Origin of the sequence: Alkalilimnicola ehrlichii MLHE-1 (assembly GCF_000014785.1) — a bacterium.
Taxonomy (GTDB): Bacteria; Pseudomonadota; Gammaproteobacteria; order Nitrococcales; family Halorhodospiraceae; genus Alkalilimnicola; species Alkalilimnicola ehrlichii.
In genome coordinates this window covers 221147-237247 of sequence record NC_008340.1, presented here as the reverse complement: position 1 = coordinate 237247, position 16101 = coordinate 221147, and the positions used below count along the sequence as shown (strand labels likewise).

Below are 16101 nucleotides of genomic sequence, written 5' to 3'. Positions count from 1 at the left end.
AATTTGACTGCTTACGACCACCGCCACTTCCAGCAGGTCCGCTGGACCATCTATATCATCCTGATCCTGGCCTACATGCTGGTGTTTTTTCACCGTATGGCCCCGGGATCAGTCTCCGGTGACCTTACCGAGGCCTTTGGCACCAGCGCCGCCGCCCTCGGCTCGCTGGCGGCGATGTACTACTACATCTACACCGCCATGCAGATCCCCTCCGGGGTACTGGCGGATACCCTCGGGTCACGCTGGGCGGTGTTGGCGGGCAGCCTGGTGGCGGGCGTGGGCTCGATCCTGTTCGGCCTGGCGGACACCTTCGCCATGGCCAGCGTGGGCCGCTTCCTGGTGGGGCTGGGGGTCTCCACCGTCTTCGTCGGGCTGATGAAGAGCAACAGCGTCTGGTTCAGCGAACGCCAGTACGGCTCCATCAGCGGTCTGACCCTGTTGCTGGGCAATGCCGGGGCCATCGCCGCCACCGGGCCGCTGGCCCTGGTGCTGGACCACTACGACTGGCGTACGGTGTTCGTCGCCCTGGGGGTATTCTCCATCGTGCTGGCGGTGGCCACCTGGTTGAAGGTCTATAACAAGCCCGAGGATGCGGGCTTCCCATCGGTGCGGGAGATGGAGGGCAAGACCGCCCACGCCGCCCGCGACCAGCACTGGCTGAAGGACCTGCGGGCGGTGTTCGCCAACCGCAAGCTTTGGCCCGGGGCCGTGTACGATTTCGGCATCACCGGCAGTTTCTTCGGCTTCGTGGGGCTATGGGCGGTACCGCTGCTGCGCGACCTGCACGAGCTGGACCGCAGCGCCGCCTCGCTCTATCCGACCCTGGCCACGGTCGCCTTCGCCATCGGTTGCCTGGTGGCGGGGATGTACTCGGACCGGGTGGGCCGGCGCCGGCCGGTACTGATCGGCGGGGCGGTGGTCTATTTCGCCGTCTGCCTGGGGTTGTGGCTGCTGCCCTGGGGCCCCGGGCCGCTGGCCATGGCGCTGTTCGTGGCGCTGGGGCTGTCCGCCGGTTGCTTCGTGGTGGCCTACGCCCACGCCAAGGAGGTGACCGCGCCGGCCCTGGCCGGCATGGGCATCGCCTTCGTCAACACCGGGCTATTCCTGGGCGCGGCCTTGTTTCAGCCCATCTTCGGCTGGATCATGGACCTGTTACTGCTCGCCGCCGGGCGCAGCGACTACGGCGTCGCGGAATACCAGGGGGGGCTGGTGCTGCTGTGCGCCTTTGCCGCGCTGGCCCTGGCCGCCTCCCTGCTGCTCCACGAGACCCATTGCCGTAACATACATGTGAAACACGACTGATTCGGGTGAACGCGACGTGCAAGTAGAGTTTTACGGGATTCTGGAAGAGGTCATGGGCCAGCCGCGCATGACCCTGACCCTGGACGAGGGGGCCACGGTGGCCGATGCCCTGACCGCCCTCACCGCAGAAAAGCCGGAGCTGGCGCCCCACCTGGAGCGGGTGGCCTACGCCGTGGGCGACGAGCTGGTGAGCCGGGAGACGGCGTTGAAGCCGGACGACACCCTGGTTTTGCTGCCACCGGTGAGCGGCGGATGAACCGGCGGCGCTAGACGACCGCGCGGCGGCTGGCCCCGGCCATCCGCCGCGCCTGCTCCAGCGCCTCCAGCAGACTGCCCGGCTCGGCCCGCCCGGTGCCCGCCAGGTCCAGCGCCGTGCCATGGTCCACCGAGGTACGGATGATGGGCAGGCCCAGGGTGATATTCACCGCCCGGCCGAAGCCCGCATGCTTGAGTACGGGCAGCCCCTGATCGTGGTACATGGCCAGCACGGCGTCGGCCCCCTGGAGGTGGCGCGGGGTAAAGGCCGTGTCCGCGGGCAGCGGTCCGTCGAGGTCGAGCCCCTGGCCGCGGAGCCGCTCCAGCACCGGCTCGATGACCTCGATCTCCTCGCGCCCCAGGTGCCCGCCCTCTCCGGCGTGGGGGTTCAGGCCGCACACCCGGATACAGGGCCGGCGAATGCCGAAGCGGGCCTCCAAGTCGTGCGCCAGGGTAGTGATGACCCGCTCCAGGCGCTCGGGGGTGATGGCGTCGGCGACGGCCCGCAGCGGCAGGTGGGTGGTCACCAGGGCCACGCGCAGGGTGTCCGCGGCCAGCATCATCACCGGCAATTGGCCTCCGGTCCGCTCGGCGAAGAATTCGGTGTGGCCGCTGAAGGGATGGCCGGCCTCGTTGATCACGCCCTTGTGCACCGGGGCGGTGACCACGGCGTCGAACTCACCGCTCAGACAGCCCCGGGCGGCGCGCTCCAACAGGGCCAGCACGTGATCGGCGTTGCGGGTGTCCAGCCGGCCGGGCTCCCGGGCCCCCGCCATCGGGACCGGCAGTACCGGCAGCACCCCCGGCCGGTGGGGGCCGGCAGGCGCGCTCTCCACCGGCTCGATACGCACCTCAAGCCCCAGCAGGGCAGCACGCGCCCGCAGCAATTGCGGGTCGCCAAGCACCACCAGCGAGGCCGCCAGCGGCTCCGCGGCGACCATCAGGCAGAGATCAGGCCCGATACCGGCCGGCTCGCCGGCGGTAAGGGCCAGCCGCGGCAGGCTCAAAGCTCGACCCTCACATCCACGTACGCCTCATCGCGCAGGCGGCGGATCCACTGCTCGAACGCCTCCTCCACCTTGCGCTGGTGGATCTGCTGGGCCAGCTGGTCGCGCAGGCGCTCGCGGCTGACATCGCGCTCCCGCCGATCGGTGACCTGCACGATGTGCCAGCCGAAGGGGGAGGCGAAGGGGGCGCTGATCTGGCCCTCCTCCAGGGCATCCATGGCCCCTTGGAACTCCGGCACCAACTGGCCGGGCTGGGTCCAGCCCAGATCCCCGCCCCGGGCCGCACTGCCCGGATCCTCGGAGTACGCCTCCGCCAGTTCCGCGAAGGACTCACCCGCCTCAATGCGCTCCAGCAGGCTACGTAGCCGAAGGCGGGCGTCCTCGTCGGTGATCACGTCGCCATCGGTCCGGATGAGGATGTGCCGGGCCCGGGTTTCGGTGACCCGCTCGCCGCCCTGGGTGCGCTGGTCCATCAGCTTGACCAGGTGAAAACCGCTGCTGTTCTGCAATACCCCGCTGACCTCGCCGGCCTGCAAGCCCTCATCAATCGCCTCGGCGAACAGGCTCGGCAACTGGCTGTGCAACCGCCAGCCCAGGTCGCCCCCCTCCATGGCGGAGGCGGCATCGGAGAAGGCGGTGGCCGCGCCCTCGAAATCGGTCTCGCCGGCGATAATCTGCTCGCGCAGTTGCTCGATCCGCTCCCGCGCCTCCTCCAACTGGGCGGTCGAGGCCGCCTCCGGCGTCGCGACCAGGATGTGGCCGAGGCGGTACTCCTGGTTCTCATCGTCCAACGTCTCCAGCACCTCCTCCACCTCTTGCGGGGTGACCGTCACCTGCTCCTCCACCTGGGCCTGGCGCAGGCGGCTGATGGCAATCTCCTCGCGGATCCCCTCGCGGAAGTAGTTGTACTCGAAGCCCTCCTGCTCCACCGCCTGGCGGAACTGGCCCAGGGTCATGTTGTTCTGCCGTGCCATGCGCTGCATGGCCGCGTCCAGGGTGGCGTCATCCACGGTAATCCCCACCCGCTGGGCCCGCGAGAGCTGCACCCGCTGGGTGATCAGCCGCTCCAGGACCTGGCGCTGGAAGACGTCCCGGGGCGGCAGGCGCTGGCCCCGGCTGCGCAACTGGTTGGCGATGGTGGCCAGCTCCCGTTCCAGCTCGGAGGCCAGGACCACTTGGTCGTCGACCACGGCGACGATGCGGTCGAGGGTCTCGGCCCGCGCCGGCTGCAGGGCCGCCAGCAGCAGGGCGGCGGCGAGCAGCGCGCCGGTCAGGGTGATGCGGGTGATTGCGGTCATGTTCCTCTCAATCCCGGGCGTCAAAAGCGGTCGCCCTCATAGCCGTAGATGCTGTCCTGCAGGAAATCGGTGCTGCCCGAGTCCACCTGCCCCAGGCCGGTGAACTCGAACTGCAGCATAATAGAGGTGTCCGGCTCGGCGCCGGCCCCCTCGAAACTGCGCCGGCCCATGGCCCGCACCCGCCAGCAGCAGGTCCGGTACTCCAGCCCACCGACGGTCTCCAGGCTGTTGTCGTCGGCGAGGGAATAGAGCCAACGGCCGATCAGACTGAAACGGGGGCCCAACGGGATGACCGCGGCCAGGTCCGATTGTTCCACGTCCCGGCCCTCATCGCCGTAGCGCATCCGGTAGCCGGCGCCAACCAACAGGTCCGGCCGCGGGTGCCAGCCCAGCCGGAACGCCCCCTGCTCGGAGCGGCTGTCATAGGGATTGTACCGGTACTCGCCCTGGGCCAGCACCCCGCCCGGTAACTCGCTACGCATCTCGGCCATATAATCGGACCGACTACGCCGGTCCGCCGCGCGGTCGGTCTCGGGGAACAACGTCACCTGGCGGTCGCGCCGGTAATGGATCTGGCCGAGGCTGGCACGCAGCCACTCCCGACCGCCCCCCAGGTCGACGAAGCGGGTGGTCAGTGCGACGGTGACCTGGTCGGCATCCCCCACCCGGTCGGCGCCACTGAAGCGGTCCTCGCGAAACAGGCCATCAAAGAAGAAATCCCGGCGGGAGGTGTCGAACACCGGCAGGTCGTCCTGCCGGCGCTCCGGGGTGTAGACGTAGAACACCCGTGGCTCCAGGGTCTGCACCATGGGGCGTCCGTCCCAGTCGAAGGGGCGATCGAAGAACAGACCGGAGTCGACACTGAAGGTGGGCACGGTGCGCCGGGGGCTGCGGTCGTCCGCGCCCGGTACCGGGTCGTCCAGCCGGTACTGGGTGTGGCGCAGCGCGGCCGCCGGTGTCAGATAGCCCCAGGGCCGGTGCAACCGCCACTCCACCCGCGGAGCAATGTCCATGCGCTCACCCTCGGGCCGGTCGGCATCGGTGTCGGGCAGGGCGAAGCGGGTGTATTCGGTGTTCAGCCGGTAGCGCGGTTGCCCGGCACGGAAGGGGCCCTGGTAGTCCGCGGTCAGGCGCGGCTCGCGCCGGTAGGGATTGCGCAGGTCGTCGTCCAGGGTCTGCCAGTGCTGGACCTCGGCCGCCACCGCCCAGTCGTTCCAGCGATTGCGCAGGCGCCCCCGGCTCTGCAGGTGACTGGAGCTGGTCTCCAGCAGGCCACTGCCGAAATCCCGCAGGTAGTCGCCGTCGCTGGCCCGGTTGATATCGGCGTCATAGCGCCAGCCCCGGGGCAACCGCCCCCGGTGGTCGATGCCGAGCAGCCAGCGGTCGTCCCGGGCGAGGCTGTCATTGGGCAGGTATTCACCGTAGAGCTCGCCGGAGAAGGCCTCCTGCAGGTAGCGGAACTCACCACCCAGAAGGGCGCCACGGCGCTCGATCCAGCGCGGCACCAGGGTGGCGTCGTAGTTGGGGGCGATGTTCCAATAGACGGGCACGGTGATGTCCGTGCCATGGCGGTCCGAGGTGGCAAACCCCGGCGCCAGCAACCCGGTCCGGCGCCGGTCGTCGATGGGGAAGGTGATCCAGGGGGTGTAGAACAACGGCACGTTGAGGAAGGTGAACCAGGCGTGGCGGGCCGTACCCAGCCCCTCCTCGCGATCCAGCTCCAGCTCGCGGGCCTGCAGCCACCAGTCCTCGTTACCGGGCCGGCAGGTAGTGTAGCCCACATCCTCGTAACGGGAGCGCTGGGCGTCCGCCAGTTCCAGCCGCTCGGCCCGCCCGCGGATGTTGCGCTCATCCAGCATGAACTCGCCGGCCACCACCTCGCCGCGGTCCTCGCGCAACTGCAGCCAGCCGCTCTCGCCGGTCAGCGCCAGCCCGGCCTCCTCGTACACGAAGGGGAAGGGCAGATCGACCCGACCGCTCGCGTGATCGTAGCGCACCTCCTCGCTGCGCAGCCGCTGATCCAGGCGCTGCATCAGGACATCGCCACGGAAGCGGTACCGCCCGGCCGCACCATCGTAGTAAATAGCGTCCGCATCCACGGTGGCAGGGGTCTCGGGCCGGTGGCGCAGGGCGGTGTCCACCGCATCCAGCGGCATCACCAGCGGTGGGCCACACAGGGCCCGCTGGCGCTCGGCGAAGTAGGCCTCGCGCTCGGCGGCGGTGGGCCCCTGGGCCTGGACCGCCGCCCCCCACAGCAGGGAACCGGTAATGGCAATGGGAATCAGACGTCTCACGGGCTTTTATCCGGCCGACAAGCCCGCATTGTAACCGCTAATCCCGTCATGTCATGCCCATTGCAGCGCAGCATGGGCGGCTGGCAGGCTTGCATTTTGCGAGGGGATGACGCCGAATAAGGCCTGCCCAATCAGCGACCGAGACCCATGACCGGTATCAGCACCCACACCGACGCCCGACAGCAACAGCTGCAACACTGGCTGCACCGCCAGCTCGGCATGCCGCCGGAACCGCTCCAGCCGGTCTCCGGTGATGCCAGCGCACGCCGCTATTTCCGCATCCACCACCCGGAGGGCAGCCGGGTGGTGATGGACGCGCCCCCCGGCACCCTGAACAGCCAGCCCTTCGTCCACGTCCAGCAACTGATGGCCAGCGCCGGGCTTCGGGTGCCCTACATCTACGCCGTGGACCTGGACCAGGGCTTCATGCTGCTGGAGGACCTGGGCGACCAGACCTACCTGGAGGCGCTTACCGAGGACAACGCCGACGAGTTGTTCGCCCAGGCGCTGGATGCACTCATCCTCTGGCAGCGGGCGAGCCGCTCCGGCGAGCTCCCGGATTACGACGCGGCGGCCCTGCGCCGGGAACTGCAGCTGTTCACCGACTGGTACCTGGGCCGCCACCTCAGCGTCGCCATCAACCCGGACGAACGCCGGGCTTTCGACGCCCTGGTCGAAGAGCTGATCTACCGGGTCTCCAGCCAGGGCCGCGTCTGGATCCACCGCGACTGGATGCCCCGCAACCTGATGCCGCTGCCAGACGGCCCCGGGGTGCTGGACTTCCAGGACGCCGCCACCGGTCCGGTGACCTACGACGTGGCCTCCCTGTTCCGGGACGCCTTCATCAGTTGGCCCGATGACCGGGTGGCGCAGTGGCTTCACGACTACTGGCGCATCGCCGGCATGCGCTCGGTGCCGGTGGCCCCGCGCTACGACAGCTTTCTGGTGGACGTGGACTGGATGGGCGTGCAGCGCCACCTGAAGGTGCTGGGCATCTTCGCCCGCCTGCGCTACCGCGACGGCAAGCGCGAGTACCTCAAGGACGCCCCCCGCTTCCTCGACTACCTGTACGCCGCCGCCGATCGCCAACCCGGTCTGGCGCCGCTGCGCGACCTGCTGGACGCCTGGCACGGCCGCGCCTCGGAGCTGGTCCGATGAAGGCGATGATCCTGGCCGCCGGGCGCGGCGAGCGCATGCGCCCGCTCACCGACCACACCCCCAAGCCGCTGCTGCCGGTCGCCGGCCGGCCGTTGATCGAGCATCACCTGCGGGCACTGCACCGGGCCGGGGTCCGCGAGGTGGTGATCAATACCGCCTGGCTGGGCGCCCGGATCGAGCAGCACCTGGGTGATGGTCACCGTTTCGGCCTCCGTCTGGCCTACTCCCGCGAGCCCGAGGGGGCACTGGAGACCGGCGGAGGCATCCGCCAGGCACTGCCGCTGCTGGGCGAGGCCCCCTTCCTCGTGATCAACGGCGACATCTGGTGCGATCTTGCCCTGCAACCGCTGCTGCGCGTCCCCCGGGGACTGGCCCACCTGGTACTGGTGGACAACCCCGATCACAATAGAGACGGGGACTTCGTCCTGGCGCAGGGCCGGGTCCGCGCTGAGGGCCCCGGGCGCCGGTTGACCTACGCCGGCATCGGTGTCTTCCAGCCGGCCCTGTGGAACGGGACCGCCCCGGGCGCCTTCCCGCTGGCCCCCCTGCTGCGGCAGGCCATGGCCGCCGGTCAGGTCACCGGCGAGCATCACCGCGGGCGCTGGCTCGATGTGGGGACGCCGGAGCGGCTGCGCAGCCTGGATGCGGAACTACAGCACACCGATTGACGCCGACGGGGCGCACTGGCGGCCCGGAGAGGAGCAAGCATGGGCCAGGAGATCGACGAGACCCACTTCACGCCGGAGCACTTCCACCGCTTTTCCCGCCGCCTCAAGGAGGAGACCGCCCTGCTCAAGCAGTGGCTGCAGGAGGGCCGCTTCCGGGACGAGCCGGCACGCATCGGGCTGGAGCTGGAGGCCTGGCTGGTGGATGACCAGGGGTTGCCGACCCCACGCAACGAGGAGGTCATCCGGCAGTGCAATGACCCGCACCTGGAGACCGAGCTGGCGCGCTACAACCTGGAGCTCAACACCGATCCCGTCGCCCTGCCGGGACGGCCGTTCAGCGAGCTGGCCGGGGTGCTGGAGCAGCGCTGGGCCCGGCTGCGCGAGGCCGCCCGGGGTCAGCAGTGCCAGCCCACGCTGGTGGGCATCCTGCCCTCGGTGCGTGAGGCGGATCTCTCGGTGGCGGCCATGTCCGGCCTAAAGCGCTACCAGGCGCTGAACGAGCAGGTCCTGGCCCTGCGCAACCGGCGCCCGATCCACCTGGACATCCGCGGCGAGGAGCACATCACTCTGGACCACCCGGACGTGATGCTGGAGTCCGCTGCCACCTCCCTGCAACTGCATCTGCAGGTCAGTCCCGGCAACGCCCACCGGCTGTTTAACGCCGCGGTGGCCGCCTCCGCCGCCACCGTGGGCACCGCCGCCAATTCACCGCTGCTGTTCGACCACCTGCTCTGGGCCGAGACCCGCATCCCGTTGTTCGAACAGGCGGTCGCGGTGACCCCCCTGCACGGTGGCCATGCCGGCCCCCTGGCCCGGGTGGGCTTCGGCAGCGGCTATGCCCGGGATGCCCTCTACGGCTGGTTTGTGGAGAACCGCCAGCACTTCCCGGTGCTGCTGCCGGTGCTCCAGGACGCCCCGCCGGAGGACCTGGCCCACCTGCGGCTGCACAACGGCACCATCTGGCGCTGGAACCGCCCGCTGGTGGAACCGCACGGCGGGCACGACCCCCACCTACGCATTGAGCACCGGGTGATGGCCGCCGGGCCCACCCTGGCCGACGTGGTGGCCAACGCCGCCTTCTTCTATGGTCTGGTGCACGGGCTGCTGCTCAAGGAGCCGGAATTGGAGGGGCGCCTGCCCTTCGTCACCGCCGAGGCCAATTTCTACAGCGCCGCCCGCCACGGCCTGGACGCCACGGTCACCTGGCTGGGCCAGCGCCAGGGGCCGCTGAGGGAGCTCATCCTGGAGGAACTGCTGCCACTGGCCCGGGTGGGCCTGGAGCACCAGGACGTGGCCGGCGACGAGATCCGCCACTGGCTGGGGCTCATCCGCGAGCGGGTGACCAGCGGCCGTACCGGGGCCGCTTGGCAGCGCGCTTGGTGGCACCGCCACGGCCCTAACGCCCCGGCACTGGTACAGGCAATGCTCCGCCACCAGCAGACCGGGGAACCCGTCCACCGCTGGGCGCTCTAGCCGGCGTTACAATAACGACATGCTCAAGGTCTACGACGCGATACCCGACGGCTTCCTGCAAGCCCCCCCTACCGCCATGGAGGAGATCCTCGGCGGCCCCAGCCTCATCCACATCCCCGGCCGGCGCAACCCGCCGCTGTTTGTCACCACCCTGCTGCACGGCAACGAGACCACCGGCATCGAGGCCGTGCAGGCGCTGCTGAAGGACTGGTCCGGCCGGACCCTGCCGCGCGCCCTTACGCTGTTCATCGGTAACGTGCAGGCCGCGCGCCACGGCGTCCGCCGGCTCGACCACCAGCCGGACTACAACCGCGTCTGGCCAGGCACCGACTACCCGGACTGTCCCGAGCGCCGGCTGATGGCCGAGGTGGTGGCCCGGCTGGCCGCCCGCGGGGTGTTCGCCAGTCTGGACATCCACAACAACACCGGCCGCAACCCCTTCTACGGCTGCGTCAACCGGCTCGACGCCCGCTACCTCTTCCTGGCCTCGCTCTTCTCGCGCACCCTGGTCTACTTCACCCGTCCCCGCGGGGTGCAGTCGCTGGCGCTGGCGGAGCTCTGCCCGGCGGTCACCGTGGAGTGCGGCCAGCCCGGCAGCCGCGCGGCGGCCACCCACGCCCGCGCCTTCATCGAGGACGCCCTGCACCTGCAGGAGATTCCGGATCATGTCGAGCCCGCCGACCTGGGCGTCTACCACACCGTGGCCACCGTACGGATACCGCGCCAGCACACCTTCGGCTTCGACCGCCGTGACGTGGACCTGCAACTGCTGCCCGATCTGGATAATCTGAACTTCCACGAGCTGCCCGCCGGTACCGCTTTCTGCCGCGTCCGGCCCGGCAGCAACGCCTTCCTGTCCGTCGAGGACAATGCCGGCCAGGAGGCCTGCGACGCCTATTTCTTTCACGAAGGGGGCGAGATCCTGCTGCGGCGCCCAATGATGCCGGCCATGCTCACCCGCGATGAGCGGGTCATTCGCCAGGATTGTCTCTGCTACCTGATGGAGCGCTATCCAACAGCGGGTTGACGTGGGAGGCTGACCGCACCGGGCGCGAATCAGTCCATAGCCCCGCGGCGACTGGCCGTAGTGCCCCAACCTCCGACCGACCCCGGAAGCGCTTGCCCGGCGACCCCGGTCATCCACAGAAACTGTGGATAACTTTGTGGATTGTTGCTGGAAAGGGCGCCAAGTGCTTGATCGATACTGGTCGCCCCGGATTGGTGGTTTTTCCACCAGTCGGCTCATGAAGCCAGTAAATCAATGAGTTATGAAACGCTTTGGATCTGAAACCGACGGAACGGGAAGGGGCCGAGTCTGGCCGGAGCGGCTTGCCCGCATGTGCACAACCGAGTAACAGGGGCTGGCTTTCGCCCTTGACAACCGAGCGGCCGCAGGAAACCGGGCCCGTTCCGGCCCATAATGATCGGATGAGACATGCCCGGAGCCGCTGCCCGCCGGCCTCCTCCCGGCGGCGGAGCGCTCCGGATGGACGCGGGAGGTATGAGATGCACGCAAAGCCAACGACTCACCGCCGCCGCTGCTGGGCCTGGGCGGCTTGGATCCCTGCCTTGATGGTGCTGGGCACAGCCACCCCCTCGCTGGCAGAGGACAATCCGTGGCAGGCCACCCTGCGTCTCGGAACCGCCTCCCCCGGCGGCACCTATGCGGTCTACGGCGAGGGGCTGGCGCGGCTGATCAGTCAGGAGCTTGGGGTGGACACCGTGCCGGAGAACACCGGCGGGCCCTATCACAACATGGCCCTGGTCCACAGCGGTGATGTGGAGCTGGGCCTGACCACCCTGGGGCCGGCCCGGGAGGCCTGGCACGGTAAGTCGGACGTGGCCCCCGGGGTGGAGATGCGTAACGTGCGCGCGCTCTTCCCGATGTATCAGACCCCCTTCCAGGTCATCACCCTGGCCGACTCCGGGATCGAGGAGATCAGCGACCTGGCCGGCCGCCGAGTGGGGGTGGGCCCGATGGGCGGCACCTGTGCCAACTACTGGCCGCGCTTCCTGGAGGCCCTGGGCGTGGAGGACGTGCAGTACCAGTACGACGGCGCGAACCAGCTCGCCGACTACGTGGCGGTCAACCTGGTGGATGCCTTCGCCTTCTGCGCCGGCCTCCCGATCCGGGCATTCCAGAACCTGGAGGCGCGCCATGACGTGCATCTGTTCACCTTCACGGAGGAGGAGCAGGCCCGGCTGGTGGAGGCCTTCCCGGTGGCCCCCTTCGGCATCCCCGCAGCGACCTACGACAGCCAGACCACCACCCAGCATTCGGTGGCGTTCTGGAACTTCGCCATCGGCAGCAAGGACCTGCCGGAGGACCTGGTCTACGAGCTGATGGCCCGGGTGTTGGAGCACCCGAACCTGTCGGAGGCCCTGCACCCGGCAGCGGCAGACACCCGGCCGGAGCACCTGGACCGCAACACCGTGATGTGGTTCCACCCCGGCGCCATCCGCTACTATCGGGACCAGGGCTACGCGGTGGACGGCGACCGCATCCCGCCCGAGGCCGAGTAGCCCCCACGCAGGCGGGCCCGGCGGCCGGCGCCCGCCTCGACCCTCGAATCAGCGGGTCTGATCGTCCGCCTTCAGGGTGGGCTGGTGGTACCGGTCGCGGGTCAGCACCGGCTCGCGGCGCTCGGTCCACCACATCCAGACCACCGAGACCAGGGTGAAGCCGAAGCAGAGCATCCAGATGGTGGTGGGCACCCCGGTCAGGTCGATCAGCGCACCGAACATGGGCGGCAGGAGGAAGCCGCCCATCCCGCCGGCCAAACCCACGATGCCCGACACCAGCCCCAGGTTGCGGTCGTATTCATCGGAGAGGTACTTGAACACCGAGGCCTTGCCGATCCCCCAAGCGATACCGACGATAAACAGCAGCGCCGTGAACAGCCACACCGGCATGGCCAGGTGTAAGGTGGTGGTCTGGCCGTCCAGGCCGTGGATGGTGTAGTCCGTGGGCGGATAGGACATGAAGAAGAAGCTCACCAGGCTCGCCCACATGCACCACCAGGTCACCGTATGGGCGCCAAAGCGATCTGACAGCCAGCCGCCGAAGGCCCGGATCACGCCGGAGGGCAGCACGAAGATGGTGGCGATCAGGGCGGCGAGCTGGATACCGACACCGTACTCGAGCATGTAATACCGGGTCAGATAGAGCGAAACGCCCACGTAGCCCCCGAACACCACCGAGTAGTACTGGCAGTACTTCCAGACCTTCGGGTCGTTGAGTACGGCGATCTGCTCGCGCAGCTTCGGCGCGTCCGCAGTGCGGTGTTCTGGGTTGGTATAGGTGAAGAACCAGAACAGGATGGCGGTAACGACCACGATGGCGGCATAGATGTTCGACACCGCCTGCCAGCTCAACACCACGATGATGGTCGGCGCCACGTACTTGGTCACCGCCGCGCCGGCGTTGCCCGCGCCGAAGACACCCATCGCCAGGCCCTGGCGCTCCCGCGGAAACCATTTCGCCGTGTAGGTGATGCCGACCGAAAACGAGCCGCCCGCCAGACCCACCATGGCGCCCAGGACCAGCAGCTGCCAGTACTCGGTGGCGAACTGCACCAGCCAGAGTCCCGGCAGCACGGCCAGCATGAGGATGAAAAACACGGGCCGACCGCCGTACTTGTCCGTCCAGGCCCCCAAGGGCAGACGCACTAGCGAGCCCGTCAGAATGGGTACGGCCGTCAGCAGACCGAACTGGGTATCGCTCAGGCCCATCTCCTCCTGAATGGGCACACCGATCTCGCCGAACACGGTCCAGACCATGAACATGATCGTGAACGCAAAGGTGTTCGCGGTCAGGATGGAGTACTGTTTGAATCGCTCGCTGGCCATGCCACCCCCTCCCGGATTGCTGAGTGGACGGACGGACCCGCTCGTCCGCTGCCACCCTCAGCGTCGCAAAGAGGGTACGCCGGTTAAATCACCCATCGGAGGCGGAGCAAGCCAGCCGGGGGTACCCAATGGTGGGTAACCCCGGGGACCGGTGGTGACGCGGCTCACACCGTCATGTGCTCCTGGATCAGCTCGTCACTGAGCTGACTCATGGCGCCGGAGGCGACCGCACGGCCGTTGTTGAGCAGGGTGAAGTGATCACCGGTGGCGCGGGCGAACGGCAGCTTCTGCTCCACCAGCAGGATGGTCAGGCCCTCCTCCCGGTTCAGCATCCGGATCACCTCGCCGATCTGGCGGACGATATTGGGCTGGATGCCCTCGTTGGGCTCGTCCAGCAGCAGGATCTCAGGCTGCAGCACCAGTGCCCGGCCGATGGCCAGTTGCTGCTGCTGCCCACCGGAGAGGTCGCCCCCCCGCCGGCGGGCCATCTCTTTCAACACCGGGAAAAGCTCGAAGATCCGCTCCGGGATACCCCTTGAGCGCTTGCCCGCCAGGGGCACCCGCAGGTTCTCCTCCACCGTGAGCTGGGGGAAGATCTCCCGCCCCTGGGGCACGTAGCCGATGCCCATGCGCGCCCGCTGCTGGGGCCTCAAGCGGCTGATCTCCCGGCCCTGGAAGGTGATGCTGCCATCGGCGATGGGCACCAGGCCCATCAGGCACTTGAGCAGGGTGGTCTTGCCCATGCCGTTGCGGCCCATGAGACAGGCGCAGGTGCCCTGCTCCACGGCGAGATCCACGCCCTTGAGGATGTGACTGCCGCCGTAATACTGGTTGAGCCCCTTTATCTCGAGCATGTCACGCCTCCTCGCCCAGGTAGACTTCGCGCACCTTCGGGTCGTTCTGCACCTGGTCCATGGTGCCCTCGGCCAGCACGCTGCCCTGGTGCAGGACGGTGACGGTGCGGGCGATGGAGCGTACGAACTCCATGTCGTGCTCCACCACCACCACCGAGTGCTTGCCGGCCAGGGAGACCAGCAGTTCGGCCGTGGCTTCCGTCTCCGCCGGGGTCATGCCCGCCACCGGCTCGTCCACCAGCAGCAGCCGGGGGTTCTGCATCAGCAGCGACCCGACCTCCAGCCACTGCTTCTGGCCGTGGGAGAGCAGGCCGGCGGCCCGGTGCCCCTCCTCCTTGAGCCCGATCAGTTCCAGGATCTCATCCACCCGGTCCCGCTGCTCGCCGTCCAGCCGCCAGAACAGACTGGTCATCAGCCCCCGGTGGGCGTGCATGGCCAGTTCCAGGTTCTCGTGGACGGTGAGGTTCTCGTACACCGTGGGCTTCTGGAACTTGCGCCCGATACCCGCCTGGGCGATGTCGTGCTCGTTCATGCGCAGCAGGTTCAGGCGTTGGCCGAACCAGGCGTGGCCGGTATCGGGCTGCGTCTTGCCGGTGATCACGTCCATCAGCGTGGTCTTGCCGGCGCCGTTCGGGCCGATCAGGCAGCGCAGTTCCCCGTCACCCACGTAAAGTGTCAGGTCGTCGAGCGCCTTGAAGCCGTCGAAGCTCTTCGTGATGCCCTCCACGTAGAGGATGGGCCCGTGGCGGGTGTCCAGCCTCGGATGGGGCGGCGGCGCCTCGTCGATGAAGGGAAAGACGCGGTCACGCCGGCGCAGCTCCTGTAGCAGTTCCAGCGGCTTCATGAGCGTTTCTCCTTGCGCAAGCGGTCGAACAGCCCCACCACCCCCCTGGGCAGGAACAGGGTCACCAAGATGAACAGCGCCCCCAGGAAGAACAGCCACAGCTCCGGGTAGGCGGCGGTGAACCAGCTCTTGGCGCCGTTGACGATGCCCGCCCCGGCCAACGCCCCCACCAGGGTGCCGCGCCCGCCCAGGGCCACCCAGACGGCCATCTCGATGGAGACCGCCGGGGCCATCTCGCCGGGGTTGATCACCCCGGTCTGGGGCACGTACAGGGCGCCCGCCAGGCCGCAGAGCATGGCCGAGAAGGTCCAGACGAAGAGCTTGTAGCGCAGCGGGTTATAGCCGGTGAAACGCACCCGGCTCTCGGCGTCCCGGATTGCGGTGAGCACCCGGCCCAGCTTGGAGGTGACGATGAACCGGCAGAGCAGGTAGGCCAGGATCAGCACCACGCCGCTGAGCAGGTAGAGGGTCAGGCGGGCATCGTTGGAGCGCAGGGAGAAGCCCAGCACCTCCTGGAAGTTGGTGAGCCCGGTGTCGCCCCCCAGCCCCGTCTCGGTGCGGAAGAAGAGCAGCATCAGGGCGAAGGTGAGGGCCTGGGTGATGATGGCGAAGTAGACCCCCCGCACCCGGGAGCGGAAGGCGAGGAAGCCGAACACCAGCGCCAGCAGCCCGGGGGCCAGCACCACCAGCAGGGCGGTGGCCCAGAAGTACTCGAAGGGCGCCCAGAACCAGGGCCAGTCCGACATGCCCAGGAACTGGATGAAGTTGGGCACGCTCCCCTCCTCGTAGGTGTTGCGGGTCAGGTGCATGCCCATGGCGTAGCCGCCCACGGCGAAAAAGGCCCCGTGCCCCAGGCTGAGGATGCCCGTGTAGCCCCAGATCAGGTCCAGGGCCAGGGCCACCAGCGCCAGGCAGAGGAAGCGCCCCAGCAGGGTGACCATCCAGTTGGGCATGTAGAAGAACGAATCCGGCGGCACCACCCGGTTGAGCACCGGCACCAGCAGCAGGACGGCGGCGCTGAGCAGGAGGAAGAGCAGCCATCCCCTGGGAGAGTGCAGCCCCGCCAGGCGCATGATCATGGGTTGTCGCATGCTGATTC

General features: G+C 68.6%; 14 protein-coding genes. 7 read left to right on the top strand and 7 right to left on the bottom strand.

Annotated elements, in window-relative coordinates:
- Positions 1–3 precede the first annotated feature (3 nt).
- Entirely contained in the window at positions 4–1302 is a 1299-nt protein-coding gene (locus tag MLG_RS01010; protein ID WP_011627954.1) for an MFS transporter, read from the top strand.
- A gap of 16 nt (positions 1303–1318) precedes the next feature.
- Positions 1319–1558 carry a MoaD/ThiS family protein gene (locus MLG_RS01005; protein WP_011627953.1) on the top strand — a complete coding sequence of 80 codons (240 nt, stop codon included), beginning with the start codon at positions 1319–1321 and terminating at the stop codon, positions 1556–1558.
- Between the two features lie 10 nt (positions 1559–1568).
- On the opposite strand, the gene pdxA is transcribed toward MLG_RS01005, so the two are convergent.
- The 3 genes from pdxA to MLG_RS00990 are packed head-to-tail and all read right to left on the bottom strand — an operon-like array spanning position 1569 to position 6156.
- Entirely contained in the window at positions 1569–2564 is a 996-nt protein-coding gene (gene pdxA / locus MLG_RS01000) for a 4-hydroxythreonine-4-phosphate dehydrogenase PdxA (protein WP_011627952.1), read from the bottom strand.
- Positions 2561–3862, bottom strand: coding sequence for a peptidylprolyl isomerase (locus MLG_RS00995; protein WP_011627951.1), 1302 nt, complete (start codon positions 3860–3862; stop codon positions 2561–2563). Before MLG_RS00995 ends, pdxA begins: the two co-directional genes overlap by 4 nt.
- 20 nt (positions 3863–3882) lie before the next feature.
- A complete protein-coding gene (locus tag MLG_RS00990) occupies positions 3883–6156 on the bottom strand; it encodes an LPS-assembly protein LptD (protein ID WP_011627950.1) in 2274 nt (757 codons plus the stop codon).
- Positions 6157–6303: 147 nt separating this feature from the next.
- Here MLG_RS00990 and MLG_RS00985 point away from each other — a divergent pair, with 147 nt between their 5' ends.
- From MLG_RS00985 to MLG_RS00965, 5 genes are all read left to right on the top strand, one after another.
- The gene (locus tag MLG_RS00985; RefSeq protein WP_011627949.1) at positions 6304–7314 is read left to right on the top strand and encodes an aminoglycoside phosphotransferase family protein; all 1011 of its coding nucleotides are present in this window, start codon (positions 6304–6306) and stop codon (positions 7312–7314) included.
- Complete coding sequence (gene murU, locus MLG_RS00980) at positions 7311–7982, top strand: N-acetylmuramate alpha-1-phosphate uridylyltransferase MurU (RefSeq protein ID WP_011627948.1); 672 nt, start codon at positions 7311–7313, stop codon at positions 7980–7982. Before MLG_RS00985 ends, murU begins: the two co-directional genes overlap by 4 nt.
- Before the next feature lie 39 nt (positions 7983–8021).
- Positions 8022–9455: a hypothetical protein gene (locus MLG_RS00975; RefSeq protein WP_011627947.1), complete on the top strand. Its 1434-nt coding sequence runs from the start codon at positions 8022–8024 to the stop codon at positions 9453–9455.
- Between the two features lie 19 nt (positions 9456–9474).
- Positions 9475–10482 (top strand): M14 family metallopeptidase, encoded by a 1008-nt coding sequence (locus MLG_RS00970; protein WP_011627946.1) that lies wholly within the window; start codon positions 9475–9477, stop codon positions 10480–10482.
- A gap of 545 nt (positions 10483–11027) precedes the next feature.
- On the top strand, positions 11028–11978 hold the full coding sequence (locus tag MLG_RS00965) for a TAXI family TRAP transporter solute-binding subunit (protein WP_156774615.1): 951 nt from the start codon (positions 11028–11030) through the stop codon (positions 11976–11978).
- Between the two features lie 48 nt (positions 11979–12026).
- Here MLG_RS00965 and MLG_RS00960 read toward each other — a convergent pair whose 3' ends face one another.
- The 4 genes from MLG_RS00960 to urtC form a co-directional block, all read right to left on the bottom strand.
- Complete coding sequence (locus MLG_RS00960) at positions 12027–13304, bottom strand: MFS transporter (RefSeq protein ID WP_011627944.1); 1278 nt, start codon at positions 13302–13304, stop codon at positions 12027–12029.
- Positions 13305–13468: 164 nt separating this feature from the next.
- Positions 13469–14158 carry an urea ABC transporter ATP-binding subunit UrtE gene (urtE, locus tag MLG_RS00955; protein ID WP_011627943.1) on the bottom strand — a complete coding sequence of 230 codons (690 nt, stop codon included), beginning with the start codon at positions 14156–14158 and terminating at the stop codon, positions 13469–13471.
- A gap of 1 nt (position 14159) precedes the next feature.
- Positions 14160–15002: an urea ABC transporter ATP-binding protein UrtD gene (gene urtD / locus MLG_RS00950; protein WP_011627942.1), complete on the bottom strand. Its 843-nt coding sequence runs from the start codon at positions 15000–15002 to the stop codon at positions 14160–14162.
- Positions 14999–16093, bottom strand: coding sequence for an urea ABC transporter permease subunit UrtC (urtC, locus tag MLG_RS00945; RefSeq protein WP_011627941.1), 1095 nt, complete (start codon positions 16091–16093; stop codon positions 14999–15001). The genes urtD and urtC overlap by 4 nt, the downstream gene beginning before the upstream one ends.
- Positions 16094–16101: the final 8 nt, after the last annotated feature.